Raw genomic sequence first — 26798 nt, 5'->3', positions numbered from 1 at the left:
GCCGTGTCAAGGAATCTACATCGAGTGTTCCGTGTCACAAACAGTCAATTTTGTGATGGGGGTCATGTTTTGCCGGGTTCGCGATGCGCACGCGAAATGGGGGATGTAATCGAGGGTTCGCGACACGAACATGGCCCCTGTACTGCTCGAACGCGGTTCGTCGAGAGGCAGGGGCCGTGATGTGTTCGCTGTACGGTCAGGGGCGCTTCGGGGGTGATTTGGGGGTGGGATCGAGCAGCTTTGCGACGATGACGCCGATGACGAGTCCCCAGAACGGCGCCGAAATGCCGAGGAGGCTCAGCTCGGAGAACGTCACCAGGAAGCAGGCCAGTGCACCCGCGGAGGCGCCGCCGGAGAATCCCGCGAGGAACGCGTTCTTCAGCGGCGTGAACATGGCGACGCCCGCGAGGGTGCCGATGAACGCCGCCGGCATCGCCAGGATGAAGCCGGTGAAAGCCGGGGCGATGAGGCCGACGCCGATAGAAAGCACGCCACATGCGATGGCCGCGGCGTAGTGGGTCTCCTTGCGACCTTCGGCGACGAGGAGGGCGTTGGTCGGTCCGGTCAGGCACGTCGGGGTCGATCCGAGAAACGCGAGGGGGACCGTGCCCACGCCGCTGAAGGCGGAGGCGACGTTGACGGGCGGGCGGTGGCCGGCGGCGCGCAACACCGCGACGCCCTGTCCGTTTTGCACGATGACGACGGTGATCGCCAGCGGAATGACGAGTTCGATCGTCGCGGCCAGCGAGAAGGCGGGCATGGTCAGCACGGGTGAGGCGACGATGCCACCATCGAGTGCTCCGGGGCCGAGACGTCCGGCCAGCAGCGTGACGGCGGTGCCGACGCCCGCGGCCAGTGCGACGGGCGGCGCAAACTTTCCGATTTTCGGCATGGCCGTCAAGGCGACGAACAGCAGGATCATCGGCAGCGCGATGAGCGGATCGGTGAGTGAGGCGTCGATGAGTTCGAGGCCGAATCGCAGAAAGATGCCGGCGACCATGGCCATGACGACTTGCGGCGGAAGCGCGTCCATCACGCGCGCGACCAGGCCCGTCCAGCCGAGCAGGAAGATGAGAAGGCCGGTGAGCACGTACGCGCCGAGGACTTCGGCGAAGGGCAGGTGCGAGAGGGCGTCGCCCGCGATGACGGTGCCGGGGATCGTCCAGAAGTACGCCTGCGGGGAGCGGTAGAGCCAGCTCAGGAAGATCGTGAGCAGGCCGTTGCCCAGGAAGACGCCGAAAATCCACGACGACACCAGTGGTCCGTCGAGATTTCCCTGGGCTGCTGCGGCGAGGATGACGGCGACGGGGCCGGACGCTGCGAAGAGCAGGGCCACGAACGCGTTGCCGATGGCCGTCGCCGTCATGTCGGAGAGGATCCCCCGCAGTCTCGGCCGGGTGTTCGTGGGGGGTTCGAGCGCGCCCATTGCGCGTTGCTTCCTCTTGGTGGTCGGGGTCGTGGTCGGTGGGCTCGATGGGGTCGTGGTCTTCATCGCTTCGCCTTGATCGTGGATTTCATGGGTTCTCCGGCGCTGTCGGGACTCTCGTCGGGTTGACGGTCGAGTGTTCGCCGGTGTGGCCGTCGGCGTGACGTTCGTTGTGGCCGGCCGGGTGAGCCTCGGTGTGCCCGTTGGGCTGAATGTGAGGTGAGTCTCACGGTAGCCACGTGTTCGTCTCGTGGCAATGTGTGCGCAATGTGAACATTTTCGGCGTTCGATGGAAGTCGTTCCGGCAACGGTGGCCGGTCGGTCGCGTAAAGTGTGGGCGTCGGTTGCGGGGAGATTCGGACCCGCTTCCCATGACCGATTCGTCGAGGAGAGTCGCCGTGCCCATGCAGATCCCCGAACCCGTGCGCCTGGCCGCAGTGATCGTTCCTCTGGCGGGGGTCGGCGCTTTGCACTTTCCGCCGAAGACGGCTCGCGTCATCGACCGGCTCATCCCGGACTTCCTGCCCGGGCCGAAGCGTGCCTGGACGGTCGGGTCCGGTGTCGTCGAAGTCGGCACGGCTGCGGCGTTGTCGATGCCACGCACCCGCAGTGCCGCCGCGACGTTCGCGGTGGGACTTCTCACCGCCCTTTGGGTGGGCAACATCAAGATGGCGTGGGACTGGCGTGGTAAGAGTCCCGCTATGCGAGCCATCGCCTACGGTCGTCTGCCGCTGCAGATCCCGCTCATCGCTGGGGCCAAGTCGCTGCGCTGAGTCGATTGGGGCGACCATGCTGGGTGAGCGACACGAAGCCGCTAAACCACGGGGTCCAAACCACGGGTTCGGCGGCGAGCCCGTGGTTTGGGGCTAATTTTGAGGCGACCCCGCAGTTTGGACCCCGTGGTTTGGGGCTAATTTTGAGGCGACCCCGTGGTCTGGACCCCGTGGTTTGGGTTGAGGCGTGGGCGACCACGTGGCTGCGTCGGCGGCGGCGAGGGGCGCGGCGCGCCGTGGTCGCCGGGCTGGTGGGCCGAATCCGGGCGGGCGGCTAGGCTGGGTGCGATCGAGCCCTCGACTGCCGACGACCGGTAGGGCGCGGGCCCGGCGGAATGACATCGCCGCATCCGGGGTTGCCACCGGAAAGGCCGCGAAAGCGGGCGCACGGCACGGCGCGGAAACGGACGCGCCGGAGGAACTCCCGCCGACACGACGACCAGGGAAGAGGGGCCGCACGAGTATGGCACGCATGCAGGAAAGCGCCGATCTGCTGAAATGCTCTTTCTGCGGGAAGAGCCAGAAGCAGGTCAAGAAGCTCATCGCCGGGCCGGGCGTCTACATCTGCAACGAGTGCATCGAGCTGTGCAACGAGATCATCGAGGAAGAGCTCAACGTCGGCTCTGCGCCGGAGGAAAGCGGCGATCGTCTGCCGCGCCCGGCGGAGATCCGCGACTTCCTCGATGAGTACGTCATTGGCCAGGACGTCGCCAAGCGCACGCTCGCCGTTGCGGTGTACAACCACTACAAGCGCATCCGCGCCGAAGAGCAGGGCGCCCGCGACGACGTCGAACTGTCGAAGTCGAACATCCTCCTGCTTGGCCCGACCGGCTGCGGCAAGACGCATCTGGCGCAGACGCTGGCCCGGAAGCTCGACGTGCCGTTCGCCATCGCCGACGCAACGAGCCTCACGGAAGCCGGCTATGTCGGCGAGGATGTGGAGAACATCCTGCTCAAGCTGCTGCAGGCCGCCGATTTCGACGTGGCGAAGGCGCAGCGCGGCATCATCTACGTCGACGAAGTGGACAAGATTTCCCGGAAGTCGGAGAACCCCTCCATCACCCGCGACGTGTCGGGTGAGGGCGTGCAGCAGGCGCTGCTGAAGATCCTCGAAGGCACCGTCGCCGCGGTGCCGCCGCAGGGAGGGCGCAAGCACCCGAACCAGGAGTTCATCCAGTTCGACACGTCCAACGTGCTGTTCATCGTGGCGGGCGCGTTCGCCGGCCTGGAGAAGGTCGTCCAGGAACGCGTCGGCAAGAAGGGCCTCGGCTTCGGCGCGGACGTGCACTCGAAGTCGGACGTCGACGAGGTCGACCCGTTCCGCGAGGTGCTGCCGGAGGACCTGATCCGCTTCGGCCTGATCCCGGAGTTCATCGGCCGCCTGCCGGTCATCGCGTCGGTGACCAACCTCGACGAGGACGCGCTGGTCCGCGTGCTCACCGAGCCGCGCAATTCGCTGGTCCGCCAGTACGAGCGCCTCTTCGAGATGGACGGCGTGGAGCTGACCATCGACGACGACGCGCTGCACGCCATCGCGGGCAAGGCCATCGAACGCAAGACCGGCGCCCGCGGCCTGCGCGGCATCATGGAGGAGATCCTCGTGCCGGTGATGTTCGACGTGCCGGACCGCGACGACGTCTCGCAGGTCATCATCCACCGCAACTGCGTCACCGACGGCGCCGCCCCGGAGCTCGTCCTCGCGGAGCCGGGCGAGCGCAGCGCGTAGCTTTCGCTTTACGACGCCGACGCGGCAACGGCCCGGCCCCCGTTAGTTTGGGGCCGAGCCGTTGTCGCGTGTTCGCCGTTTCGGGGACGTCACCGCGGCGGCAGCGTCGCGTCGCCGGCGAACAGTTTCGGCCCGAGCCACAGCATGAGGTAGACGAGGCCGACGAGGACGGGGATCTCGATGAGCGGGCCGATGGTGCCGGCCAGGGCCTGGGCGGAGGTGGCGCCGAAGGTGCCGATGGCCACGGCGATGGCCAGTTCGAAGTTGTTGCCGGCGGCGGTGAAGGACACCGACGCGGACTGGGCGTAGGTCATTCCCGACGCCTTCGAGGCGGCGAGGGCGATGAAGAACATGCCCACGAAGTAGGCCAGCAGCGGCAGTGCGAGGCGGGCGACCGTCCCCGGCTGCGAAGTGATCTGGTCGCCCTGCAGGGAGAACAGCAGCACGATCGTGTACAGCAGGCCGATGAGCGCGAGCGGGGAAATGCGGGGGATGAAAGTCGATTCGTACCAGTCGCGGCCCTTGGCTTTCTCGCCGACGATGCGGGAGACGACGCCGGCGAGCAGCGGGATGCCCAGGAACACGACGACGGAGGTAACGATGGACCGGAAGGAGAATTCGGCGCTGGTGGTTTCCAGGCCGAGCCATGACGGCAGGATCTGCAGGTAGAACCAGCCGAGCACGCCGAACATGAGCACCTGGAAGACGGAGTTGATGGCCACGAGCATGGCGGTGGCTTCGCGGTCGCCGCAGGACAGGTCGCTCCACACGAGGACCATGGCGATGCAGCGGGCGAGGCCGACGATGATCAGCCCGGTGCGCAGGGCGGGCTCGTCGGGGAGGAAGATCCAGGCCAGGGCGAACATGAAGGCGGGGCCAATCACCCAGTTGAGCAGCACCGAGACGGTCATGAGCCGTTTGTCGGCGGCGATTTCGCCGGCCTCGTCGTAGCGGACCTTCGCCAGCGGCGGGTACATCATCACCAGCAGGCCGAGGGCGATGGGCGGTGAGATGCCGCCGACCTCCATCGCGCCGAGCGCGTCGCCGATGCCGGGGAAGAATCGGCCGATCGCGAGGCCAAGGGTCATGGCGAGGATGATCCACACGGGGAGCCACCGATCCAGGAATGACATCCGGGCCTGCGGGGGCGCCGTGGGGGCTGGAGCGGTCACTGCACACCTTCTACCAGTCAGATGAACGTCGAACTAAAGAGTACGTCGCGTCGCGAGGCCGAGCGCAATCGGAAGAGGCTTGACGACGTCCCGGTCCCATCGTCGTCAAGCGAAGAACCGAAGCAGAGGCACGAACCGCAAGTTCGTCGGCGGCGAAAGAGAGAACGGCCCGGCCCCGTTCGTGTGGGGCCGGGCCGTCGTCTCGAAAGCTACTCGTCGCCGTCGTCGTACATGTCCGTGAACGTCGGCGCCACGTCGCCGTCGGCGCGGTCGTCGAGGAGGGCGGGGGACTCGTCGGCGTAGACCTCGTCGACGAGGCGGGGCTCGACGACCTTCCGCCGCGGGGTGGTGGTCACGTAGGAGTTGCCGTGCTGCCAGGTCGTCGAGGCGGTGAGGAACCCGGTGACGGCGTCGCGGGCCATTTCGCGGAGACGGTCGATGAGCGTCTCGGAGGTGAGTTCGAGGCTGTAGAGGTTGCGGAAGGTGCGCTCGTTGAGGGTGGGGAACTGGGCCATCGACGCGACGATGTAATAGATGTCCAGGGCGGAGACGTCGGTGCGGAAGGCACCGTAGTCGCGGCCGAGCAGCAGCACGCGGTCGAACTCGAGGACGATGGGGGACTGTTCGGCCAGGGCGGAGGATTCCTCCAGTGGGAGGATGGGGTGCATGTTCTCCTGGGCGATGAAGCGCACCGCCGACGGGTTGTCGGCGAAGCGGTCGAAGATGACGCCGACGACGTGGCGGAGGACGTCGACGGGGACCTCGGAGTCGATGCGCAGCGCCTCGGGGTCGGGGCGCAGCAAGCTGAGCACGTAGTGCATGGTCGTGCGGTAGAGGCCCATTTTGTCGCCGCAGTGGTAGTGCAGCATGCGCTTGGAGACGCCGGACGACGACGAAATGGCGTCGAGGCGCGCGTCGGCGTACCCCTTGGCGGTGAACTCGCCGAGAGCCGCCTCGAGGACGGCGTGGGGGACTGCGTCGCTGCTCCCTGAGGCCTTCATGTGTTGCCTTTCCGCATTTTCGGGTGGTGCCCCGTCGGTGATCGGGGGTGATATGCCCGTTCTGCACGGCGTTCGGCCGTGAAAAAGTGAAGTGCCGGGCACCATCCGTTTCATGCTATCCAGATTCGTCACGCGCCGACCGTGTCCTCCCCCATCTGCGCATCGGGCGAACCGGCTATATCGTTGAGCGCGTAACAGAATCCAAGGAAAGGACCACCGTGAGCGTTTCCCCCGTGAAGGTCGCCGTCACCGGCGCCGCCGGTCAGATTTCGTACTCTCTGCTGTTTCGTCTGGCCCACGGCGACGTGTTCGGTTATGACGTCCCGGTGGAGCTGAGCCTCCTCGAGATCCCGGCTGCGCTGGGCGCGACCGAGGGTGTGGCGATGGAGCTTCAGGACTCCGCTTTCCCGCTTCTGCGCGGCATCAACATCACCGATGACCCGAACAAGGCGTTCGATGGCGCCAATGCGGCGTTCCTGGTCGGCGCGAAGCCGCGCGGCAAGGGCGAGGAGCGTTCGGCGCTGCTGTCGGCCAACGGCAAGATCTTCGGCCCGCAGGGGCAGGCCCTCAACGATCATGCGGCGGATGACATCCGCGTTCTGGTCGTGGGCAACCCGGCCAACACCAACACGCTCATCGCCAACGAGCACGCGAAGGACATCCCGTCGGACCGTTTCACGGCGATGATGCGCCTGGATCACAGCCGCGCCCTGTCGCAGCTGGCCGGCAAGCTGGACCGTACGGTGAGCGATTTCGAGAAGGTCGTCGTGTGGGGCAACCACTCTGCGACGCAGTTCCCGGACGTGTCCTACGCCACGGTCGGCGGGGAGAAGGTGTCGGATCTGGTCGAGCAGTCCTGGCTGGACGACGATTTCATTCCGCGCGTGGCCAAGCGCGGCGCGGAGATCATCGAGGTCCGCGGTTCGTCGTCGGCGGCGTCGGCTGCGGCGGCGGCCATCGATCACATGCGTGACTGGGTGCAGGGCGTTCCGGGCGACGACTGGGTGTCGGTGGCGCTGCCGTCGGATGGTTCCTACGGCATCGACGAGGGCCTGGTGGCCGGCATGCCGTGTCGTTCCGTCGACGGCAAGTGGGAGATCGTCCAGGGCCTGGAGATTTCCGACTACCAGCGCGCCCGCATCGACGCCAATGTGGCGGAGCTGCGTGCCGAGCGTGATGCGGTGGCCGACCTGCTGCCCTAGGGGGGTTGAGCAGGGCCGCGTCCGGCGGGCTCGGGTAGGGCCCGGGCCGGACTGGTGCCGCGTGGGGCGTCGTAAAGCAATGCTGCTTTGCGACGCCCCGTCTGCTTTTCCAGGTGACCGGGCAGGACGTGGTGGGCGGCGGGATCCGGGCGACCCTCTAGACTGTCCGACGTGACCAACGCCGAGAATCTTCCGAACCGCGCCGACAATCTGCCGAAGTCGTGGAACCCCTCCGAGGTGGAGGCGGATCTCTACCAGGGCTGGGTGGATGCCGGGTACTTCACCGCCGACGCCACCAGCGACAAGCCGGCGTATTCCATCGTGCTGCCGCCGCCGAACGTGACGGGCCAGCTGCACATGGGCCATGCGCTCGACCACACGCTGATGGACGCCCTGGCCCGCCGCAAGCGGATGCAGGGCTACGAGGTGCTGTGGCTGCCGGGCATGGACCATGCGGGCATCGCCACGCAGACCAAGGTCGAGGCGCAGCTGAAGGAGACCGAGGGCAAGGACCGGTTCGACTACGGGCGCGAGGAGTTCATCGAGCGCGTCTGGGAGTGGAAGCGGGAATACGGCGGCAAGATCGGCGGCCAGATGCGCCAGATCGGCGATTCCGTCGACTGGTCGCGCGAGCGGTTCACCCTCGACGAGGGGCTGTCGCGTGCGGTGCAGACCATTTTCAAGGAGCTGTTCGACCAGGGCCTGATTTACCGTGCCAAGCGGATGGTCAACTGGTCGCCGGTGCTGCAGACCGCGATTTCCGACATCGAGGTCAAGTACGAGGATCGCGACGGCGAGCTGGTGTCGTTCCGCTACGGCGACGGCGACCAGTCGATCGTCGTGGCGACGACCCGCGTGGAGACGATGCTCGGCGACGTCGCGGTGGCGGTGCACCCGGATGACGAGCGGTACACCGCCCTGGTGGGCACGACGCTGCCGCACCCGTTCCGCGACGATCTGACGCTGCAGGTCATCGCCGACGATTACGTCGACCCGGAGTTCGGCACCGGTGCGGTGAAGATCACCCCGGCGCACGACCCCAACGACTTCGCCATGGGCCAGCGGCACGACCTGGACATGCCGGAGGTCATCGACAAAACCGGCGCGATCACCGGCACCGGCACGCGTTTCGACGGCATGGATCGTTTCGAGGCGCGCGCCGCGGTGACCGAGGCGCTGCGGGAGCAGGGGCGCATCGTCAAGGAGGTCCGCCCCTACGTCCACTCCGTGGGCCACTCGGAGCGTTCGGGCGAGGTCATCGAGCCGCGCCTGTCGGAGCAGTGGTGGGTCAAGGTCGACAAGCTGGCCGAGATGTCCGGCGATGCGATCCGCCGCGGCGACACCGCCATCCACCCGGCGTCGCAGGAGCCGCGCTGGTTCGATTGGGTCGACGACATGCACGACTGGTGCATCTCCCGTCAGCTGTGGTGGGGCCACCGCATTCCGATTTGGTACGGGCCGGACGGCGAGATCGTCTGCGTCGGGCCGGATGACGAGGCTCCGACGGGCGAGGGCTGGCACCAGGACCCCGACGTGCTGGACACGTGGTTCTCGTCGGCGCTGTGGCCGTTTTCCACGATGGGCTGGCCGGAGGCCACCCCGGAGCTGGCCAAGTTCTACCCGACCTCGGTGCTGGTGACCGGCTACGACATCCTGTTCTTCTGGGTCGCGCGCATGATGATGTTCTCGACCTTCGCGGCCACCCTGCCGAACTCGCCGTTGGGCGAGGGCGTCGACGGTCGCCCGCAGATCCCGTTCACCGACGTGTTCCTGCACGGGCTGGTGCGCGACGAGCAGGGCCGCAAGATGTCCAAGTCGCTGGGCAACGGCATCGACCCGCTGGATTGGGTGCGCGACTACGGCGCCGACGCGCTGCGGTTCACGCTGGCCCGCGGCGCGAATCCGGGCTCGGACCTGCCGGTCGGTGAGGATTCGGCGCAGAGCTCCCGCAATTTCGCCACGAAGCTGTTCAACGCGACGCGCTTTGCGCTGATGAACGGCGCGCACGTCGGCGAGCTGCCGGCCCGCGAGACGCTGACCGACACCGACCGGTGGATCCTGGACCGCCTGGAGCAGGTCCGCGCCGAGGTCGACGAGGCGCTGGACAAGTACGAGTTCGCCAAGGCCAACGAGGCGCTGTACCACTTCGCGTGGGACGAGTTCTGCGACTGGTACCTGGAGATGTCCAAGGTGGACTTCCCGCGTTTGGCGGAGGGCGAGGAGCCGACGGCCGAGCAGGCCGCCCGTTCCGAGTCGACCCGCCAGGTGCTGGGTCACGTGCTCGACGTGCTGCTGCGTCTGCTGCACCCGACGATCCCGTTCGTCACGGAGGTGCTGTGGAAGGCCCTGACCGACGGTGACGAGGGCACGCCCGAGTCGCTGGTCATCGCTTCCTGGCCGACCGCCGGCGAGGCCAACGGTGGCGCCGACGTCGACGCCGATGCCGCCCGCCGCATCAACGACGCGCAGAAGCTGGTCACCGAGGTGCGCCGCTTCCGCTCGGACCAGGGCGTCAAGCCGTCGCAGCGCGTGCCCGCCCGGTTCGACGCGGCCGCCGCGGACCTGTCCGCGCAGGAGGGCATCGTCCGGTCGCTGGCCCGACTGGAGACGCCGGAGGAGGGCTTCACCGCCACCGCGTCCATCGAGGTGCGCCTGTCGACGGCGACGGTCACCGTCGAGCTGGACACGTCCGGCACCGTCGACGTCGCCGCCGAGCGCAAGCGCCTGGAGAAGGACCTTGCCGTGGCGGAGAAGGAGCTGGCGGGCACCGAGAAGAAGCTGGGCAACGAGTCCTTCCTGGCGAAGGCTCCGGAGGCGGTCGTGGACAAGATCCGCACCCGCAACCAGGTCGCGCGCGAGGAGATCGAGCGCATCACCGCCCGGCTGGAGGGGCTGCCGAAGGCATGACGGGCAACAAGGACGACGACCGCCGGGGCGACGACGAGATCCGTCTGATCCTCGATGATCTCGCGCCGGCCGATCCCGGTGCGGGGCAGGTCGGGGCCGGTTCCGGCGAACCGCTGGAGCTTTCCGACGACGACGGGTTCGACCCGGCGACGGCGCAGATCGTGGAGGACACCGAGCCCCGCGAGTTGGCCGCGTCCCTGAGGGGCGAGGCGTCGGGCGAATACTCGGGTCGACCCGACGACGGCTCCGCTGAATCCGGTGACGCGGATGGTGCGGATGACTCTTCGCCGGTGTCCGACGCGGTGATGGCCGCGGAGGCCGCGCGCGACGGTGGTGCGGACGTCGACATGCTGGGCCGGTTCGGCGCGGTGTCGATGGACGAGGGCGGCCTGAGCCTGCCCGTCGACGTCGACCAGCCGGTCAACGCCCCGGAGTCGAGGGAGATCACCCGGGAGGATCTCGCCGAACTGGCGGCCGTGGAGGCCGAGCTGGACACCCGCTGGCCGGAGACGAAGATCGACCCGTCGCTGGAGCGCGTAGAAAAGCTCATGGACCTGCTCGGCCACCCCGAGCGGTCGGCGCCGGTCATCCACGTCGCCGGCACCAACGGCAAGACGTCGACGGTGCGCATGATCGAGTCGCTGGTCCGCGCGTTGGGCCGCCGCACCGGCCGCACCACCAGCCCGCACCTGCAGTTGGTCACCGAGCGCATCGCGGTCGACGGCGTGCCGCTGCACCCGCGCGATTACGTGCGGGTCTGGCGCGAGATCGAGCCCTACGTCGAGATGGTCGACGCGGCGTCGGAGGCCGAGGGAGGCCCGCGCATGTCGAAGTTCGAGGTGCTCACGGCGATGGCCTTCGCCGCGTTCGCCGACGCTCCGGTCGATGTCGCGGTGGTGGAGGTCGGGATGGGCGGCACGTGGGACGCGACCAACGTCGCCGATGCCGACGTCGCCGTGGTGTGTCCGGTCGGGCGCGACCACACCGATTACCTGGGCGACACGTTGACGGAGATCGCGGGGGAGAAGGCGGGCATCATCAAGTCCCGCTGGAACGCCGAGGATTTGCTGGCTCCGCCGGACAACGTTGCGATCATCGCCGAGCAGGAGACGGAGGCCATGGAGGTGCTGCTCACCCGCGCCGTCGAATGCGACGCGGCGGTGGCCCGCGCCGGTTCCGAGTACGGCGTCATCGCCCACACCCTGGCCGTCGGCGGGCAGAACCTGACGCTGCGCGGGTTGGCCGGCGAGTACGAGGACATCCATCTGCCGTTGCACGGCCCGCACCAGGCCCGCAACGCGGCGACCGCGCTCGCGGCCGTCGAGGCGTTCTTCGGTGCGGGGCCGGGCCGGCCGCTGAGCATCGACGCCGTGCGCGAGGGATTCGCCACGGTGGCCTCCCCGGGCCGCCTGGAGCGCGTCCGGTCGGCGCCGACGGTGTTCATCGACGCCGCCCACAACCCCCACGGGACCCGGGCGCTGCGCGAGGCGCTGACGGCGGAGTTCGAGTTCCGCAAGGTCGTCGGCGTCGTCGCGGTGCTCGGCGACAAGGACGCCCGCGGCATCCTCGAGGAGCTCGAACCCTACGTCGAGGAGCTCGTGGTGACGCAGAACGCCTCGCCGCGCGCCCTGCACGTCGACGACCTCGCCGAGCTGGCGGAACAGGTCTTCGGCGAGGAACGCATTCACCGCATCGACACGTTGCCGTCGGCCATCGAGCTGGCCATCGCCCTGGCGGAGGAGACCGACTCCGGCGACGGCATCGTCAGCGGCTCGGGTGTGGTGGTCACCGGTTCGGTGGTCACCGCAGGCGAGGCCCGCACGCTTTTCGGAAAGGACCCCCAATGACCGAGGATCGATCCACCTCCCGCCCGGGCGGCGATGAGGCGGGCCGTCGTCACGCGGACGCGTCCGCGGAGGAATTGCGTGCCTACCGCGAGGGGCGCGACCTGTCCGACGGCGGCAAGTACGGACCGCTCGGCGCCGGCCACGCCCCGGAGAAGGACCCGATGAAGGGTCTGCGCGGCGTCATGGCCGGCACCCTGATCATGCAGGCGATTTCGGTGTTGTTGGGGTTGACCGTCGTGGCGCGCGTCGACGGCGGCGGGCTGTTCGGCACGACCTTCGCCATCTGGTACATCACGCTGCTGGGCCTGGCGATGGTGGCCATGGCGTTTTTGCAGAAGCAGCCGTGGGCGCTGCAGGCGAACATCGTGCTGCAGGTGTTCGGCGTGCTGGCGATCGTGGCGCACTGGTCGATGGGTTTCGTGGGCGTCTTCTTCGCGCTGGTGTGGGCGTACATCCTGCATCTGCGCAAGAACCTCCTCGACCGCATGGAGCGTGGGCTGCTGACCACGCAGCACATGTGACGTGCGCCACGCATCCCCGGTGGCCGTGCGTGGCGCCGGGGAAGTAGGATGCTGCGCATGACCGAACGCACTCTGATTCTGATCAAGCCCGACGGCGTCCGCCGTGGCCTCGTCGGCGAGGTTATCTCCCGCATCGAGCGCAAGGGCCTGAAGCTGGTGGCCATGGACCTGCGCGTCGCCGACAAGGCCGTTGCCGAGGAGCACTACGCCGAGCACAAGGAGCGCCCGTTCTACGGCGAGCTCGTCGACTTCATCACCTCCGCCCCGCTGGTCGCCGGCGTGGTCGAGGGGCCGAACGCGATTGCCGCGTGGCGCCAGCTGGCCGGCGGCACCAACCCGGTCGAGGCCGCCACCCCGGGTTCGATCCGCGGTGACTTCGCCCTCGAGGTGTCGGAGAACATCGTCCACGGTTCCGATTCGCCGGAGTCCGCCGAGCGCGAGATCGGCATCTGGTTCCCGAACCTGTAGGTCCGGTTCCGGAATCGGCCGGGCCTTTCCCGGCGGCTCGTTTTTCCACCGGCTTCCCGCTTTTTTCGTGCGGGGAGCCGGTTTTCGCGTGTCCGGGGCGTGCGTGTGGCGGCGGGGAGGGGGCGTGTGTGAGACAATGGCGGGCGTGTGCCGCGTTCGCTCCGCGATTTACTGTGACGACGTTGACCGCAGAACGCCGTGCACGACGACAGAACTTGGATAAAACGACGATCGCCGTCTTTGGCGGCCCCCGGATCGGCGCTTGCGTGCGCTGGTCGGCGCGTGGGCCGGGCGGCTTGAGGAGAACCGCATATCGTGCTGGATTTCAGCGATAACACCGTGTCGAGTGCCCGTGATTTCGATCGTGGGTCGGCGCCGGAGAGGATGCGCGTGCATGCCTTGGCGAAGGCCGTGGGCGTCACGTCGAAGGAAGTGATCGCCGCCCTGGCGGAGTTGGGCGTCGTGGTGACGTCGGCGTCGTCGTCGGTGGGGGCCGAGGATCGGAATCGTTTCCTGGATGCGGTGGCCGGTTCGGGTTCGCTTGACGACGGCCGGTCGGGGGAGTCGGCCGCCGAGAAGGCCGAGGAGAAGCCCGCCGCGAAGAAGGCCGCCCGGAAGGCTTCGAGGAAGACCGCCAAGAAGACAGCGAAGAAGGCGACCAAGAAGACGGCTGCCAAGGCCGCGGAGAAGGCCGAGCCCGAGGCCGACGCGTCCGCCCCGAACGAGACCGAGCAGAACGCCGCCGCCGAGGAGGCGCCGAAGAAGGCCACCCGTCGTTCGCGTTCCCGCCGCACCGCCAAGCGCGCCGCGTCCAAGCCGGCTGCGCCCGCGAAGAAGGCCGATGAGGTCGAGGTCGAGGAGACCATCGTCGCGGGTGCTCCCGCCGAGTCCGCGCCCGCCGAGTCCGCGACCGTTGAGCCCGTGACTGCGGAGCCGGCTTTCACCGAGCCCGCGGCCGCCGAGCCGTCGACCCCGGAGGACGATCACCTCGTGGAGATCGTCCCGCCGGTGACCCCGCCGCCGGCGGAGCCGGCGTTCGCCGTTCCGGTGTTCATGGCGCCCGAGCCGATCGAGGTCATCTCCGACGATTCGACGGACTCCTCGTCCGGGGCCGACGCCGATGCGACCGGCAACGCCGCCGACGAGTCGGGCGACGCCGATCGCGCCGACTCCACCGACTCCACCGACGCTGATTCCGGCGATGATGCCAACCGTCGCGAGCCCCGCCCTCGCCGCCGTCGCCGTGGCCGTGGCCGTGGCCGCGGTCGGGGCGGCCAGGGTTCGTCCGGCGGCGACTCGTCCGACGGTGATTCGTCGGGCGGCCGGGACTCCTCGGGCGCAGATTCCGAGTCGGCGAAGGGCCGTGACGCGGGCGTCGCCAAGCAGGACAACGCACGCCGCGGCGAGCGGGACGACAATGCGGAGCCGGAGGTGCCGGTCGTCGACGAACCGGTGGCGATCAAGGGCTCGACGCGACTGGAGGCCCAGCGCCGCCGTCGCGCCGATCGCCGCGCCGAATCCCGCAAGCGCCACGTCATCTCGGAGGCCGAATTCCTCGCCCGCCGCGAATCCGTCGAGCGCACGATGGTGGTGCGCGAACGCCGCCGCCACGACGGCGACGGCATGGTCACGCAGGTCGGCGTGCTGGAGGACGATCTGCTCGTCGAGCATTTCGTCACCTCGGACACGCAGACGTCGATCATCGGCGACATTTACCTCGGCCGCGTGCAGAACGTGCTGCCCAGCATGGAGGCGGCGTTCATCGACATCGGCACCGACCGCAACGGCGTGCTGTACTCGGCGGACGTCAATTGGCGTTCGTTCGGCGCCTCCGGCCGGTCGCGGCGCATCGAGCACGCGCTCAAGGCCGGCGACCAGGTGCTGGTGCAGGTGACCAAGGACCCGGTGGGCCACAAGGGCGCCCGCCTGTCCATGCAGATTTCCCTGGCCGGCCGTTTCCTGGTGTACGTGCCGGGCGGCCACAGCGCGGGCATTTCCCGCAAGCTGCCGGAGCCGGAGCGCAAGCGCCTGAAGGAGATTCTCAAGGAGGTCACGCCGCAGGGGTCGGGCACGATCATCCGCACCGCCGCGGAGGGCGTGACCAAGGAGGCCATCGCCGCCGACGTCAATCGTCTCGAGGGGCTGTGGCGGGACATCGACAAGCGCACTGCGGAGGCGAAGAGCCGCAAGGGCGCCAAGCCGGTGACCATGTACGAAGAGCCCGACATGCTGATCAAGGTCGTCCGCGACCTGTTCAACGAGGATTTCTCGCGCCTGGTCGTCGAGGGCGACAAGGCGTGGGGCGTCGTGCGTTCCTACGTCGACGAAGTCGCCCCGGATCTGTCGGATCGTCTGCAGCGCTACCACGCCGAGCAGCACGGCGGCGAGGACGTGTTCGCGCATCACCGCATCGACGAGCAGCTGGCGAAGGCGCTGGACCGGAAGGTGTGGCTGCCGTCGGGCGGCACGCTGATCATCGAGCGCACCGAGGCGATGACCGTCATCGACGTCAACACCGGCAAGTTCACCGGTGCCGGCGGCAACCTCGAGGAGACGGTCACCCGCAACAATCTGGAGGCGGCGGAGGAGATCGTCCGCCAGATGCGGCTGCGCGATCTCGGCGGCATGATCGTCGTCGACTTCATCGACATGGTGTTGCCGGAGAACCAGGACCTGGTGCTGCGTCGTTTGAAGGAGGCGTTGGGCCGGGACCGCACGCGTCATGAGGTGTCGGAGGTGACGTCGCTGGGTCTGGTGCAGATGACCCGCAAGCGCCTGGGCACCGGACTGTTGGAGACGTTTTCCACGACGTGCGAGGCGTGCAATGGCCGTGGCCTGATCATTCATGTCGATCCGGTCGATCATGAACAGGAGCAGCAGCGGGGTCGTCGTCGCGGTCGCCGCAATCAGCCTCCGGGTAAGCATCCGGCGGCGGAGGCGATGCACCGCAAGGACGCCAAGGATGAGCGGGCCGAGGTTTCCGAGAAGGATTCCGACGATGCCGTGCAGGAAGAGCAGCTTGACGACGGCTCGCGTGGTTCGTCGTCCGGCGATCGGGAGCGGGACGGCGGTTCGGGTCGTCGCCGTGGTCGTCGTCGTGGTTCCCGTCGCGGTGGTTCGGGCCAGGGGCCGGAGCAGGGCCGTGACGGTCGGAACGATGACCAGAGCGGTGACCAGCGTGATGGTCGCCGTGACGACCGCCGTGACGACCAGACCGAGGATCGGGCCGAGGAGATGTCCGAGGAGGAGCGGGCCGTCGACGAGTCGGTGACGCGCGCCGAGTCGGAGGAGTCGCGTCCGCCGCGTCGCCGTCGCCGTGGTCGTCGTTCGTCGTCCCGCGGTCGCGGTGCCGCCGAAGAGGGTCGGGGTGCCGACGAGTCGGGGGCGGATGACGCGAAGACGACTCGTCGTGAAGCATCCCGCGACGACCGCGACAAGCGCGACAAGCGTGATGAGCGCACCGACGACGGCGATGCCCTGGCTCGCCTGGCGGCCGACGCCGTCGCCGAGGCGCGGGACAAGGATCCGGATGAGCCGTCGGACGACCGCTACGTGTCCCGGTCGACGCGTCGTCGCCGTCGCCGCCGCGTGGTGCATGCCGCGCAGCAGGCGCAGGGCGATCAGTCGCAGGGCGGTCAGGCCAAGGGTGAGCAGACCAAGGGTGGTCAGCAGGACGGCCGGGCGGAGCGCACCGGGCGGGCGTCGGCGAAGAAGGCGACCACCGACGTCTCCGAGACCCCGGAGCGCACCGTGTCCGTCGACTCCAGGCCGAAGCGCGGTGCGGACGATGCCCCGGCCGAACCGCAGACCTACGAGGAGGCGCTGGAGGCGTTCGAGAAGTCGCCGCGCCGCAACCGCCCGACGCGTGGGCGTTCCCGTTCCGACCATGCGCCCAAGCCGGAAGATTTCGGCGTCGACGCCGGCCGGGACGCGGCCACGGCCGACGCAAAGGGTGCCGGCAAGGGCTCGGACGATGAGGGCTCGAAGGGCAAGGGCTCGAAGACCAAGGGCTCGGACGCCAAGAGCTCGGGCCGCAAGGGCTCGAACCGGAAGTCTTCCGGCAACGAGGATTCGAAGGCCAAGGGCTCGGAGACCAAGAGCTCGAAGGGCAAGGGTTCGAACGACAAGTCCTCGAACGACAAGAAGGGCAAGTCGGCGGACAAGAAGGCCTCGGACAAGAAGGGGTCGGACACCAAGGGGTCGGACAACAAGGGGTCGGGCGCCGGGCGCTCGAGCCAAAAGTCCGCGAACAACGAGGGCGCCAAGGGCAAGGACGAGGCCACCGGTTCGAACCGTCCGGCCCGCCGCCGTGGCCGCCGACGCGTCGTCCGCCGCACCGCCGCCGGCGCCCCGGCCGATGCCGCCGCCGACGCCCCCAAGGCCAAGGCGCCGAAGAGGACCGCCGACAAGAAGGCGACCTCTTCCGGCAACGAGGCCGCGGGGGAGAAGGCCGGCGTCGCAAAGCAGGACGGCACCGGCAACAAGGCCCGCCGCGGTCGCCGACGCGTCGTCCGCCGCACCGCACGCGGCTGACCCGCCCGGCCACCCGGCCACCTCCCGACGCCGACCCCACCCCGCGACCACCACCGCGGGGCGGGGGCGGCGGAAGGCGGTTTGTCATTTACCGGGGCGATTCGCTACTCTTGACCAGTCGCTGTTCAGAGGCGTATCGGGCGTGCCCGAATCGAGCCCGTGCCGGGAGCGAGCGGAAACCCGCGACGACGAGCCATGAGGCCGCCTCCGAACGCAGAAGAAACTGTCCATGTCGAGGGGCGTTCGTCTCTCGAGTCGAGTAAACGAAAAAGGGGTAGCCCTCCTATGTACGCGATCGTCAAGACCGGCGGCAAGCAGTACAAGGTTGCCGAAGGTGACCTCGTCAAGGTCGAGAAGATCGAGGGTGAGCCGGGTTCCACCGTGGCTCTCACCCCGGTTCTGCTCGTCGACGGCGCCGACGTCACCTCCGACGCCGAGAAGCTTGCCAAGATCACCGTCAACGCCGAGATCGTCGAGGCCGCCAAGGGCCCGAAGATCCGCGGCATGCACTACAAGAACAAGACCGGCTACAAGCGTCGCTTCGGCCACCGTCAGCAGCTGACGGTCCTGAAGATCACCGGCGTTTCCAAGTAAGCCACCGAAACAAGCTTTTCCTGAAGGAGGAATCATGGCTTCCAAGAAGGGTGCATCCAGCACCAGCAACGGCCGCGACTCCGAGGCCAAGCGCCTCGGCGTGAAGCGTTTCGGCGGCCAGCAGGTCAAGGCCGGCGAGATCCTGGTCCGTCAGCGCGGCACCTCGTTCCACCCCGGTGAGAACGTTGGCCGTGGCGGCGATGACACGCTCTTCGCCCTGAAGGCCGGCGCCGTCCAGTTCGGCACCAAGCGCAACAAGCGCACCGTCAGCATCGTCGAGGCCGAGGCCGCCGAGGCGTAAGTCTCCCGGTTCGCCCCTCCCGTTCCGCGCGGGTGGCATCGACGTCGAAGGCGCCGCACTTTCCGTTGGAAGGTGCGGCGCTTTTGCGCGTCCTGGGGTTCCGGGGAGGGCTGCACATTTGACGAGTGTGCGTGGGAGGGCAGGTGGCGCACATTCGTCGGTGTGGTGGGGGCTTTGCGACGGCCGCCCCTGAGCCCAATGGCGAAAGCGCCCGGCGCCGCCTATCCGCGGGAGGCCAGGGCCAGCGGGAGGACGTCGCGGCCGGTGGCGGAAGCGAGCGCGGCGGCGGTGAGGGTGATCGACCATCCGGTGTCGATGCAGTCGGTGACCAGCAGGATCGGCCCGTTGCCCAGCTCGAGATCGGAGATGGCGGTCCAGTCCCACCGGTCGGCGAGGCCGGCGACTCGGTACGCGGAGTTCTGGGCCTCCACGGGGCGGGATCCGTCGCGCACCGGCAGGACGCCTCCGAAGCGCATGCGACCGATGTCGGAGATGGCGATCGCGCAGGCCACGGCAATCTCGTCGAGCGCCGACCCATGCAGCGCGGCACCATCGGGGCCCGACCCATGCACCGCGGCACCATCGGAGTCCGACCCGTCCAGGGCAGCATCGTCCGCGCCCGCGGCTCCAGGGGCCGTCGACCCCGGCGCCCTGGATCCCGCCGCATGGGCGTCCAGGTCGACGGTGTCGTGGGTGACGAGCGCGACGACGGCGTCGGGCCGCACCTCCCAGTCCCACCCGGCGAGCACGTCGACGAGGTCGCGCAGCACCCGGTCGCTCCGCCAATCGGGGCCGGGGCGCCACGACGCGTCGGTGAGCAGCGTGGTCAGCGCCGGCCCGCGGGCGATGTCGTTGAGCCGCCCGATGGCGCGCCCTTCGCCGACGCCGGCGATCTTGCCCTTCAGCGGCACGCGCAGCCCGGTCACGCCGAGCGTCGAACCGGCGCGCCCGAGTCCGTCGCCACCGGCCATGAGGCGGTCGAGCCCGGTCGGCCATTGTTTCCGCGCGGGGATGCGCACGCCGGGTTCGGTCAGCCGTGCCCGCACGACGTCGTCGACTTCCGCGTCGATGTCGGGGGACAGGTGCCGCCCGGTGCAGTTGTCGCAGCGTCCGCAGGGCCCGGTGGCGGTGGGGTCGTCGAGTTGCCTGCGCAGGAACAGCATGCGACAGGCGTCCGGGTCGGGGTCGCCGTTGCGTGACGACGACCCATCTCCGCCCTCTCCGTCCGGGGTGCCCTCTTCGTCCGTGACAACCTTGCTGCCCGGAGCATCGCCGAGTCGCTCGTAGGCGAGCATCGCCTCCTGCTCGGCTTTGCGGGCCTCGGCCAAACCGCCGTAGCGGGCGGTGTCGTACTCCCACGGCGCACCGGTGGCGATCCACCCGCCCCGGACTCGCCGCACGGCGCCGTCGACGTCGAGGACCTTCAGCACCTGCTCCAGTCGCGACCTCGACAGGTCCACGGCGGTTTCCAGCCGCGCCGTCGATGCGGGTTGGTCTCCGTAGGAGGCGAGCTCGTCGAGAAGCATGCGCACGACGTCCTCCGACGGAAACGACAGGGAGGCGAAGTACTCCCAGATGTCACGGTCTTCGGCGCCCGGCAGCAACACGACCTCGGCCCGATCGGTGCCGCGGCCGGCACGGCCGATCTGCTGGTAATACGAGATCGGCGACCCCGGCGCACCCATGTGCACCACGAATCCCAGGTCCGGTTTGTCGAAGCCCATGCCCAACGCCGACGTGGCCACCAGCGCCTTGACCTCGTTGTTCAGCAGCGCCGCTTCAAGCCGTTCACGCTCGGCGGCGTCGGTGCGGCCGGTGTACGCGGCGACGTCGTACCCCGCCGCAATCAACGCCTCGGCCAGATCCTCCGCCGCCGCGACGGTGAGGCAGTAGATGATGCCCGACCCCGGCAGCTGCCGCAGATGCGACGCCAACCACGCGGGGCGTTTCGTCGTGTCGGGCAGCCGCACGACGTTGAGCCGCAGCGATTCCCGATCCAGTCCACCGCGCAGCACGCCGGTGCCGTCGCCCAGCTGCGCCCGCACGTCCTCGACGACGCGGTCATTGGCCGTCGCCGTCGTCGCCAACACGGGAACCCCCGGGCCCAGACCGGCGAGCAGATCGCGGATGCGCCGGTAGTCGGGCCGGAAGTCGTGGCCCCAGTCGGAGATGCAGTGCGCCTCATCGACCACGACCATGCCCGCGGTCTGCGCCAGCGACGGCAGGACGTCGTCGCGGAACTGCGGATTGTTCAGCCGCTCCGGCGACACCAGCAGCACGTCGACCTGCCCGGCCGCCACGCGCCGCTGGATGTCGTCCCATTCCGTCATGTTCGCGCTGTTGACGGTCTCGGCGACGATGCCGGCCCGCTGTGCCGCGGCGACCTGGTTGCGCATCAGCGCCAACAGCGGGGAGATGATCACGCTGGCCCCGCGCCCGCGCCGCCGCAGCAGTTTCGCCGCGATGAAGTACACCGCCGACTTGCCCCAACCGGTGCGCTGCACAACCAGCATCCGTTCGCGCCGATTGACCAGGCCGTCGATGGCCACCCACTGGTCGTCGCGCAGCGAGGTCCCCGGCCCGGCCAACCCCTGCAGCAGCTCGTCGGCTTCCCGCCGCGTGGCGGGCGCGTGCCCGGCCTCGTCGGGGGCCATCGGATCGGACTGTGCCGCATCGCCACTTCGCGTCATGCCCCCACTAAAGCACGGCCCCCGGATTTCCGATGTTCGAACGCCTCCCGGCGCCCGCGCGCACTCCTTCGGGCGTGGCTTTGCGACGCGCGACGCGCTTGACGACGAGCGACCCGCTTGCTGTGACGGCTACTTGCGACGACGAAGTGACCCGCATCGCACGGCGGAGGAGACGTTGAACTTCTCACCATCCGCCCCGGAACATACCGGTTGGGGCCGCGATTGTGCGACAATCGAGGGTCATGCGGAGGTCCGATCAGTCGGGCCCGGCTTTTGCGTGCCCGAAATCGGATGCGCTTTGGCCGCCGGAAGCAGTCGGACACGGCACAGGCACCGGCCCAGTTCCCAGCACCCCGAGGAATGAGGACCCCATGTCACGGTTCATCGATCGCGTCGTCCTGCACCTGCAGGCGGGCGACGGCGGCCACGGCTGCAATTCCGTGCTGCGCGAAAAGTTCAAGCCCCTCGGCGGTCCCGACGGCGGCAACGGCGGGCACGGCGGCGACATCATCTTCGAGGTGTCGCCCCAGGTGCACACGCTGATGGACTTCCACTTCCACCCGCACATCAAGGCCGAGAAGGGCCGTCCCGGCGCCGGCGATCACCGCAACGGCGCCCGCGGCCGGGATCTGGTGCTGGAGGTGCCCGAGGGCACGGTCGTCATGACCACCGACGGTGAGGTTCTCGCGGACCTGACCGGCAAGGGCACCCGCTTCATCGCCGCAGAGGGAGGGTACGGCGGACTGGGCAACGCCGCGTTGGCGTCGAGGTCGCGTCGTGCCCCCGGTTTCGCCCTGCTCGGCGAACCGGGCGAACAGAAGGACCTGGTCCTCGAACTGAAGTCGATGGCCGACGTCGGTCTGGTCGGTTTCCCTTCGGCGGGCAAGTCCTCGCTGGTCTCGGCGCTGTCGGCGGCCAAGCCGAAGATCGGCGACTACCCGTTCACCACGCTGCAGCCGAACCTCGGCGTGGTCAACGTCGGCCACGAGTCCTTCACCGTCGCCGACGTGCCGGGCCTCATCCCGGGTGCCTCCGAGGGCCGTGGCCTGGGCCTGGACTTCCTCCGCCACATCGAGCGCTGCGCCGTCCTGGCGCACGTGGTCGACTGCGCGACGTACGAGTCCGACCGCAACCCCGTCGACGACATCAAGGCCCTGGAGCACGAGCTGGCCAACTACCAGTCCGCGCTGGCCGGCGACGTCGGACTGGGCGACCTCGCGGAGCGTCCGCGGGTGATCGTGCTCAACAAGCTCGACGTGCCCGAGGCCCAGGAGATGGCCGACTTCATGCGCGAGGAGCTCGAGGAGTTCGGCTGGCCGATCTACGGCATCTCCACCGCCACCCGCGACGGACTCAAGGAGCTGACCTACGGTCTGGCCGAAGCCGTCGCAAAGTACCGCGCGGAAAACCCGGCGAAGAAGGACGAGAAGCCCGCCGTCATCGTGCCCAAGGCCGTCGGTCGCCGCGGTCGCACCCAGGACTTCGAGATCGAGCGGGATCCGGAGGTGCAGGACGGTTTCATCGTGCTGGGCCGCAAGCCGCAGCGTTGGATCCACCAAACCGATTTCGAAAACGACGAAGCCGTCGGCTTCCTCGGCGACCGGCTGGCCAAACTGGGCGTGGAGGACGCCCTGGCCAAGGCCGGCGCCGTCCCCGGCTGCCCGGTGACCATCGGCGACATCACCTTCGAGTGGCACCCGCAGACCGCCGCCGGCCACGACGACTTCGTCCCCTCCGGGCGCGGCACCGACCAGCGCCTGGAGATCAACGACCGCGTGTCCGCCGAAGAACGCAAGCGTGCCTCGCAGGTGCGCCGCGGCCTCATCGACGAGTTCGACTACGGCGACGGCGAACAGGCCGACCGCGAGCGCTACCAGTAATCACCGACGATCCCGCTGCTCCCGTCCCCGGCTTCATCGTCGGCAAGCGGGACAGCCCCCGGATCTCAGACCCCAGTTCCAGTCCACATACATCCCCCGTTCCGACGACGAAACGAAAGGGCCCATGAACCCGCCTTACTCCAGCTCCACCCGCGACAGCATCCGCGACGCGAAGAGGATTGTGGTGAAGATCGGCTCGTCCTCACTGACCGGTCCCGACGGGCGCACCGACCCGGCGAAGATCGACGAGATCGCCGAAGCCCTGGAAAAGCGCATGGTCACCGGAAGTGACCTGATCCTGGTGTCCTCCGGTGCGGTGGCGTCGGGCATGGGGCCGCTGGGACTGTCGTCGCGCCCGACGGACCTGGCGACCAAACAGGCCGCCGCGGCGGTCGGTCAGGTGCGTCTGGCACAGGAATGGTCCCGTTCGTTCGCCCGGTTCGGCCGCACCACCGCGCAGGTTCTGCTGACGTCGGCCGATGCCGGCAACCGCCCCCGCGCCCGCAACGCGCAGCGCACCATCGATCGTCTGCGCCAGCTGCACGCCATTCCGATCGTCAACGAAAACGACACGGTGGCCACCTCGGAGATGCGCTTCGGCGACAACGACCGTCTGGCTGCGCTGGTGTCGCACCTGGCGTTCTGCGATGCGCTCGTGTTGCTTTCCGACGTCGACGGCCTCTACGACCGCAACCCCTCCGAGCCGGGTGCGCAGTTCGTGCCCGAGGTGTGGAGCGGCAATGACCTCAAGGGCGTCGTCGCCGGCGATGGCGGCAAGCTGGGCACCGGCGGCATGGCGTCGAAGGTGTCGGCGGCGCGTCTGGCGTCCCGTGGCGGTGTGCCGGTGCTGTTGACGTCGACGGAGAACATCGACGCGGCGCTGGATCAGGCCGACGTGGGCACCGCCTTCGCGCCGAAGGAGGACCGCCTGTCGGCGTGGCAGTTCTGGGTTCTCTACGCGGCGGATTCGTCGGGCGTGCTGCGCCTGGACGCCGGTGCGGTCACCGCCGTCACCGAGCACCGCCGCTCCCTGCTGCCGGTGGGCCTGACCAGCATCGACGGGGAGTTCTCGGCGGGCGACATCGTGGACATCGTCGGGCCCAACGGCGAGATCGTCGGCCGCGGCGAGGTGGCCTACGACTCCGACGAGCTCTCCGAAATGATCGGCCGCACCACCGCCGAGCTGCCGGATGGCATGCAGAAGCCGGTGATCCACGCCGATTACCTGTCGGGCTACGCCTCGCGGGCGTAGCCGCCCCGAGCGTCCGCCTCGACGGCTCCGGCCTCCGGGCCGACACCTCCGACGTCGGGGTCGACGCCCTTCCGCCCCGGACCCCGGTTTTGCGTCGGGGTCCGGGTTTCTTCGTTGGTGCGCTCGGGGTGCATAATCGGACGCATGGTGTCCCGCATCGCAGGTGTTCTGGGCGAATTGTTGATCACGTTCGCCGTGATCATCGCGCTTTTCGTCTTCTACCAGCTGTATTGGACGGGCCTGGCCACGGGGCGTGCGCAGTCCCAGGCAACCGATGACCTCCGCTCGCAGTGGGGTGAGGTCGGCGTCGCCGCGGAAGGGGAGGGAGCCGCGCCGGGGGAGCCGGATGCGCCGCTCGACCCGGCGATGGCCGGTTACGGCGAGGGCTGGGGCACGCACGGTGCGCCGGTGGCGTTTTTGACGGCGCAGAAGGCGGGCATCGACGAGTTCGTGGCCTTCGAGGGAGTCGACCTGGCCACCATCGCCAACGGTCCGGGCCATTACCCGGGCACTGCGCTGCCGGGTCAGGTGGGCAATGCCGCGTTCGCCGCGCACCGCGACGGCAACGGCGCCCCGTTCGACGATATCGACCGGTTGGGCACGTGCGACGACATCATCGTGGAGACCCAGTCGGCGGTGTACCGCTACAAGGTTCTGCCGGTCGACGGCCTGGCCGGGCGAGGAGAGTCGTTCGATTGCGTGCCGGAGGGCACCGTCGTGCCGGACGTGCCGGGCCGCCACATCGTCGATCCGAACCAGACGGAGGTCATCGCCCCGTACGGTGAGGCGAGCATGGTGACGTTCACCACGTGTCATCCGCAGTGGTCGAACACGCACCGCCTGATCGTCCACGGTGTGTTGGCCGGCGTCGAGCAGAAGGGAGCCGCGTAAATGTATCGGGCTTTGTGGCGTGCGCTTCCCGGCCCCGCGTGGCTGAAGCTGCTCTTCCTTCTCGCGGTTCTGGCGTTCGTGTTCCTGCTGCTCATGGAGGTGGTGTTTCCGTGGGTGGAGTCGGTCGCCCCGTGGACCGACGTCGCCGTGGCACGCGCCCGGGTCGCCGTGGCCTGACTGCGGGGGGGCATCCGGATGCACGCGCCCGGATTGCAGTGCCCCGACCGCGGCGTCCGGGGATTCCCTACACTGGTTCGCATGACTGACGCGACCACTGACCAGACCATGACCGACGCCCGCGCCGCCGAGCGCGACGAAGTGCTGGACAAGGCCCGCCGCGCCAAGGCCGTTTCCCACGAGCTGGCGGGTTACACCTCCGAGCGGAAGAACCGGATTCTGCTGGCCGCCGCCGATGCGCTGGTGGAGCAGGCCGAGAAGATCCTCGAGGCCAACGAGCGTGACATCGAGGCCGGTCGCGAGCGGGGCCTGGCGGAGTCCCTCATCGACCGTCTGAAGCTTGACGACGACCGCATCCGGGGAATCGCCGGCGGTTTGCGCCAGGTCGCCGCTTTGCAGGATCCGGTGGGCGAGGTGCTGCGCGGGTCGACGTTGCCCAACGGCATCAAGATGTCGCAGGTCCGCGTGCCGCTGGGCGTGATGGGCATGGTGTACGAGGCCCGTCCGAACGTCACCGTCGACGCCTTCGGCCTGGCCCTGAAGTCCGGCAACGTCGCCCTGCTGCGCGGGTCGAAGTCGGCCGTGAACTCCAACACCGCCCTGGTGGAGGTGCTGCGCGGCGTGCTCGCCGCCGATGGAGCTCCCGAGGATCTGGTGCAGCTGCTGCCGTGCGAGACCCACGATTCGGTCCAGGACCTGATCACCGCCCGCGGCTTGGTCGACGTGGTCATTCCGCGTGGCGGCGCCGGTCTCATCGAGGCCGTGGTCACCCGCGCCACGGTGCCGGCCATCGAGACCGGTACGGGCAACTGCCACCTTTACATCGACGGTTCCGCCGACGTCGACGAGGCCATCGCGTTGCTGATCAACGGCAAGACCCGCCGCTGCTCGGTGTGCAACGCCACCGAGGTCGTGCTGCTGGACTCCGCCCTTGGGGAGGAGAAGATCGGCAAGGTCCTCGACGCTCTGGTCGACGCCGACGTGAAGGTCCACGGCGACGCCGACAATCTGCCGTGGGCGGGCGAGATCATCCCCGCCACCGACGCAGACTGGAACGACGAGTACCTGTCCTTCGACATCGCGGCGAAGGTCGTCGACGGCGTGGAGGCCGCCGCCGACCACATCAACGCACACGGCTCCGGCCACACCGAGGCGATTTCCGCGAAGGACTGGAACGCCTGCGAGACGTTCGTCGAGCGCGTCGACGCCTCCACCGTCAACGTCAACGCGTCGACCGCCTTCACCGACGGCGAGCAGTTCGGCATGGGCGCGGAGATCGGCATCTCCACCCAGAAACTCCACGCCCGCGGCCCGATGGCCCTGCCGGAGCTGACATCGACCAAGTGGATCCTGCGCGGCACCGGCCACACGCGCCCGTAGTTCGCCGGTAACGCTTCACCCGTTGACGACGCCGGGCCCCGCACCAATGGCGGGGCC

The 26798-nt window shown here is 68.8% G+C and carries 18 protein-coding genes and 1 pseudogene; 15 read left to right on the top strand and 4 right to left on the bottom strand.

Translation table 11 applies throughout. The features are described from left to right. Positions 1-196 precede the first annotated feature (196 nt). On the bottom strand, positions 197-1366 hold the full coding sequence (locus HMPREF3121_RS03855; RefSeq protein ID WP_246816062.1) for a benzoate/H(+) symporter BenE family transporter: 1170 nt from the start codon (positions 1364-1366) through the stop codon (positions 197-199). A 431-nt stretch (positions 1367-1797) separates the two neighbouring features. Between HMPREF3121_RS03855 and HMPREF3121_RS03850 the strand changes: the two genes are divergently transcribed. Continuing rightward, entirely contained in the window at positions 1798-2199 is a 402-nt protein-coding gene (locus HMPREF3121_RS03850) for a DoxX family protein (RefSeq protein WP_246816061.1), read from the top strand. A gap of 463 nt (positions 2200-2662) precedes the next feature. Next, positions 2663-3925: an ATP-dependent Clp protease ATP-binding subunit ClpX gene (clpX, locus tag HMPREF3121_RS03845; protein WP_070520024.1), complete on the top strand. Its 1263-nt coding sequence runs from the start codon at positions 2663-2665 to the stop codon at positions 3923-3925. Positions 3926-4014: 89 nt separating this feature from the next. Here the strand turns inward: clpX and arsB are convergent, their stop codons facing one another. Next, on the bottom strand, positions 4015-5058 hold the full coding sequence (gene arsB / locus HMPREF3121_RS03840) for an ACR3 family arsenite efflux transporter (protein WP_070520022.1): 1044 nt from the start codon (positions 5056-5058) through the stop codon (positions 4015-4017). A 248-nt stretch (positions 5059-5306) separates the two neighbouring features. Next, positions 5307-6098, bottom strand: a complete 792-nt coding sequence (locus HMPREF3121_RS03835) for a TetR/AcrR family transcriptional regulator (RefSeq protein WP_070520020.1) — start codon at positions 6096-6098, stop codon at positions 5307-5309. A gap of 218 nt (positions 6099-6316) precedes the next feature. Between HMPREF3121_RS03835 and HMPREF3121_RS03830 the strand changes: the two genes are divergently transcribed. The 8 genes from HMPREF3121_RS03830 (at position 6317) to rpmA (ending at position 18471) form a co-directional block, all read left to right on the top strand. Then, complete coding sequence (locus HMPREF3121_RS03830) at positions 6317-7300, top strand: malate dehydrogenase (protein ID WP_070520018.1); 984 nt, start codon at positions 6317-6319, stop codon at positions 7298-7300. Positions 7301-7462: 162 nt separating this feature from the next. Next, positions 7463-10207, top strand: a complete 2745-nt coding sequence (locus HMPREF3121_RS03825) for a valine--tRNA ligase (protein WP_070520016.1) — start codon at positions 7463-7465, stop codon at positions 10205-10207. A 347-nt stretch (positions 10208-10554) separates the two neighbouring features. After that, a complete protein-coding gene (locus HMPREF3121_RS03820; protein ID WP_210387247.1) occupies positions 10555-12054 on the top strand; it encodes a bifunctional tetrahydrofolate synthase/dihydrofolate synthase in 1500 nt (499 codons plus the stop codon). A 101-nt stretch (positions 12055-12155) separates the two neighbouring features. Continuing rightward, on the top strand, positions 12156-12575 hold the full coding sequence (locus tag HMPREF3121_RS03815) for a DUF4233 domain-containing protein (RefSeq protein ID WP_070520050.1): 420 nt from the start codon (positions 12156-12158) through the stop codon (positions 12573-12575). 57 nt (positions 12576-12632) lie between these two features. Continuing rightward, complete coding sequence (gene ndk, locus HMPREF3121_RS03810; RefSeq protein ID WP_035120523.1) at positions 12633-13043, top strand: nucleoside-diphosphate kinase; 411 nt, start codon at positions 12633-12635, stop codon at positions 13041-13043. A gap of 384 nt (positions 13044-13427) precedes the next feature. Beyond that, positions 13428-17576 (top strand): translation initiation factor IF-2 N-terminal domain-containing protein, encoded by a 4149-nt coding sequence (locus tag HMPREF3121_RS12335; RefSeq protein ID WP_141742959.1) that lies wholly within the window; start codon positions 13428-13430, stop codon positions 17574-17576. 285 nt (positions 17577-17861) lie between these two features. After that, a complete protein-coding gene (rplU, locus tag HMPREF3121_RS03800) occupies positions 17862-18170 on the top strand; it encodes a 50S ribosomal protein L21 (RefSeq protein WP_035120585.1) in 309 nt (102 codons plus the stop codon). A gap of 34 nt (positions 18171-18204) precedes the next feature. Further along, positions 18205-18471, top strand: a complete 267-nt coding sequence (rpmA, locus tag HMPREF3121_RS03795; RefSeq protein ID WP_070520012.1) for a 50S ribosomal protein L27 — start codon at positions 18205-18207, stop codon at positions 18469-18471. Between the two features lie 815 nt (positions 18472-19286). Here the strand turns inward: rpmA and HMPREF3121_RS03790 are convergent. Then, positions 19287-21125, bottom strand: a pseudogene (locus HMPREF3121_RS03790) (ATP-dependent DNA helicase RecQ); the annotation flags it as partial. A gap of 407 nt (positions 21126-21532) precedes the next feature. On the opposite strand from HMPREF3121_RS03790, the gene obgE reads away from it, so the two are divergent. The 5 genes from obgE to HMPREF3121_RS03770 all read left to right on the top strand — a co-directional run bounded on the left by obgE (position 21533) and on the right by HMPREF3121_RS03770 (position 26741). Further along, entirely contained in the window at positions 21533-23041 is a 1509-nt protein-coding gene (gene obgE / locus HMPREF3121_RS03785) for a GTPase ObgE (protein WP_070520010.1), read from the top strand. Positions 23042-23165: 124 nt separating this feature from the next. After that, entirely contained in the window at positions 23166-24293 is a 1128-nt protein-coding gene (gene proB / locus HMPREF3121_RS03780; protein ID WP_070520008.1) for a glutamate 5-kinase, read from the top strand. A 144-nt stretch (positions 24294-24437) separates the two neighbouring features. After that, complete coding sequence (locus HMPREF3121_RS03775) at positions 24438-25184, top strand: class E sortase (protein WP_070520006.1); 747 nt, start codon at positions 24438-24440, stop codon at positions 25182-25184. Further along, positions 25185-25361 carry a hypothetical protein gene (locus HMPREF3121_RS12575; protein WP_168161364.1) on the top strand — a complete coding sequence of 59 codons (177 nt, stop codon included), beginning with the start codon at positions 25185-25187 and terminating at the stop codon, positions 25359-25361. Positions 25362-25442: 81 nt separating this feature from the next. Then, the gene (locus HMPREF3121_RS03770; RefSeq protein ID WP_070520004.1) at positions 25443-26741 is read left to right on the top strand and encodes a glutamate-5-semialdehyde dehydrogenase; all 1299 of its coding nucleotides are present in this window, start codon (positions 25443-25445) and stop codon (positions 26739-26741) included. Positions 26742-26798: the final 57 nt, after the last annotated feature.

Origin of the sequence: Corynebacterium sp. HMSC11E11 (genome assembly GCF_001807025.1) — a bacterium.
Lineage (GTDB): Bacteria > Actinomycetota > Actinomycetes > Mycobacteriales > Mycobacteriaceae > Corynebacterium > Corynebacterium freneyi.
Note: the sequence above shows the minus strand (reverse complement) of the source record. Positions and strands in the feature narration are given on the sequence as shown.

Coding starts and splice junctions, on each gene's coding strand:
- HMPREF3121_RS03850 (WP_246816061.1), top strand. CDS start 1,798: ATGACCGATTCGTCGAGGAGAGTCGCCGTGCCCATGCAGATCCCCGAA.
- HMPREF3121_RS03770 (WP_070520004.1), top strand. CDS start 25,443: ATGACTGACGCGACCACTGACCAGACCATGACCGACGCCCGCGCCGCC.
- HMPREF3121_RS12575 (WP_168161364.1), top strand. CDS start 25,185: ATGTATCGGGCTTTGTGGCGTGCGCTTCCCGGCCCCGCGTGGCTGAAG.
- rpmA (WP_070520012.1), top strand. CDS start 18,205: ATGGCTTCCAAGAAGGGTGCATCCAGCACCAGCAACGGCCGCGACTCC.
- rplU (WP_035120585.1), top strand. CDS start 17,862: ATGTACGCGATCGTCAAGACCGGCGGCAAGCAGTACAAGGTTGCCGAA.
- arsB (WP_070520022.1), bottom strand. CDS start 5,058: ATGTCATTCCTGGATCGGTGGCTCCCCGTGTGGATCATCCTCGCCATG.
- HMPREF3121_RS03775 (WP_070520006.1), top strand. CDS start 24,438: ATGGTGTCCCGCATCGCAGGTGTTCTGGGCGAATTGTTGATCACGTTC.
- proB (WP_070520008.1), top strand. CDS start 23,166: ATGAACCCGCCTTACTCCAGCTCCACCCGCGACAGCATCCGCGACGCG.
- ndk (WP_035120523.1), top strand. CDS start 12,633: ATGACCGAACGCACTCTGATTCTGATCAAGCCCGACGGCGTCCGCCGT.
- HMPREF3121_RS12335 (WP_141742959.1), top strand. CDS start 13,428: ATGCGCGTGCATGCCTTGGCGAAGGCCGTGGGCGTCACGTCGAAGGAA.
- obgE (WP_070520010.1), top strand. CDS start 21,533: ATGTCACGGTTCATCGATCGCGTCGTCCTGCACCTGCAGGCGGGCGAC.
- clpX (WP_070520024.1), top strand. CDS start 2,663: ATGGCACGCATGCAGGAAAGCGCCGATCTGCTGAAATGCTCTTTCTGC.
- HMPREF3121_RS03835 (WP_070520020.1), bottom strand. CDS start 6,098: ATGAAGGCCTCAGGGAGCAGCGACGCAGTCCCCCACGCCGTCCTCGAG.
- HMPREF3121_RS03855 (WP_246816062.1), bottom strand. CDS start 1,366: ATGACGGCGACGGCCATCGGCAACGCGTTCGTGGCCCTGCTCTTCGCA.
- HMPREF3121_RS03820 (WP_210387247.1), top strand. CDS start 10,555: ATGCTGGGCCGGTTCGGCGCGGTGTCGATGGACGAGGGCGGCCTGAGC.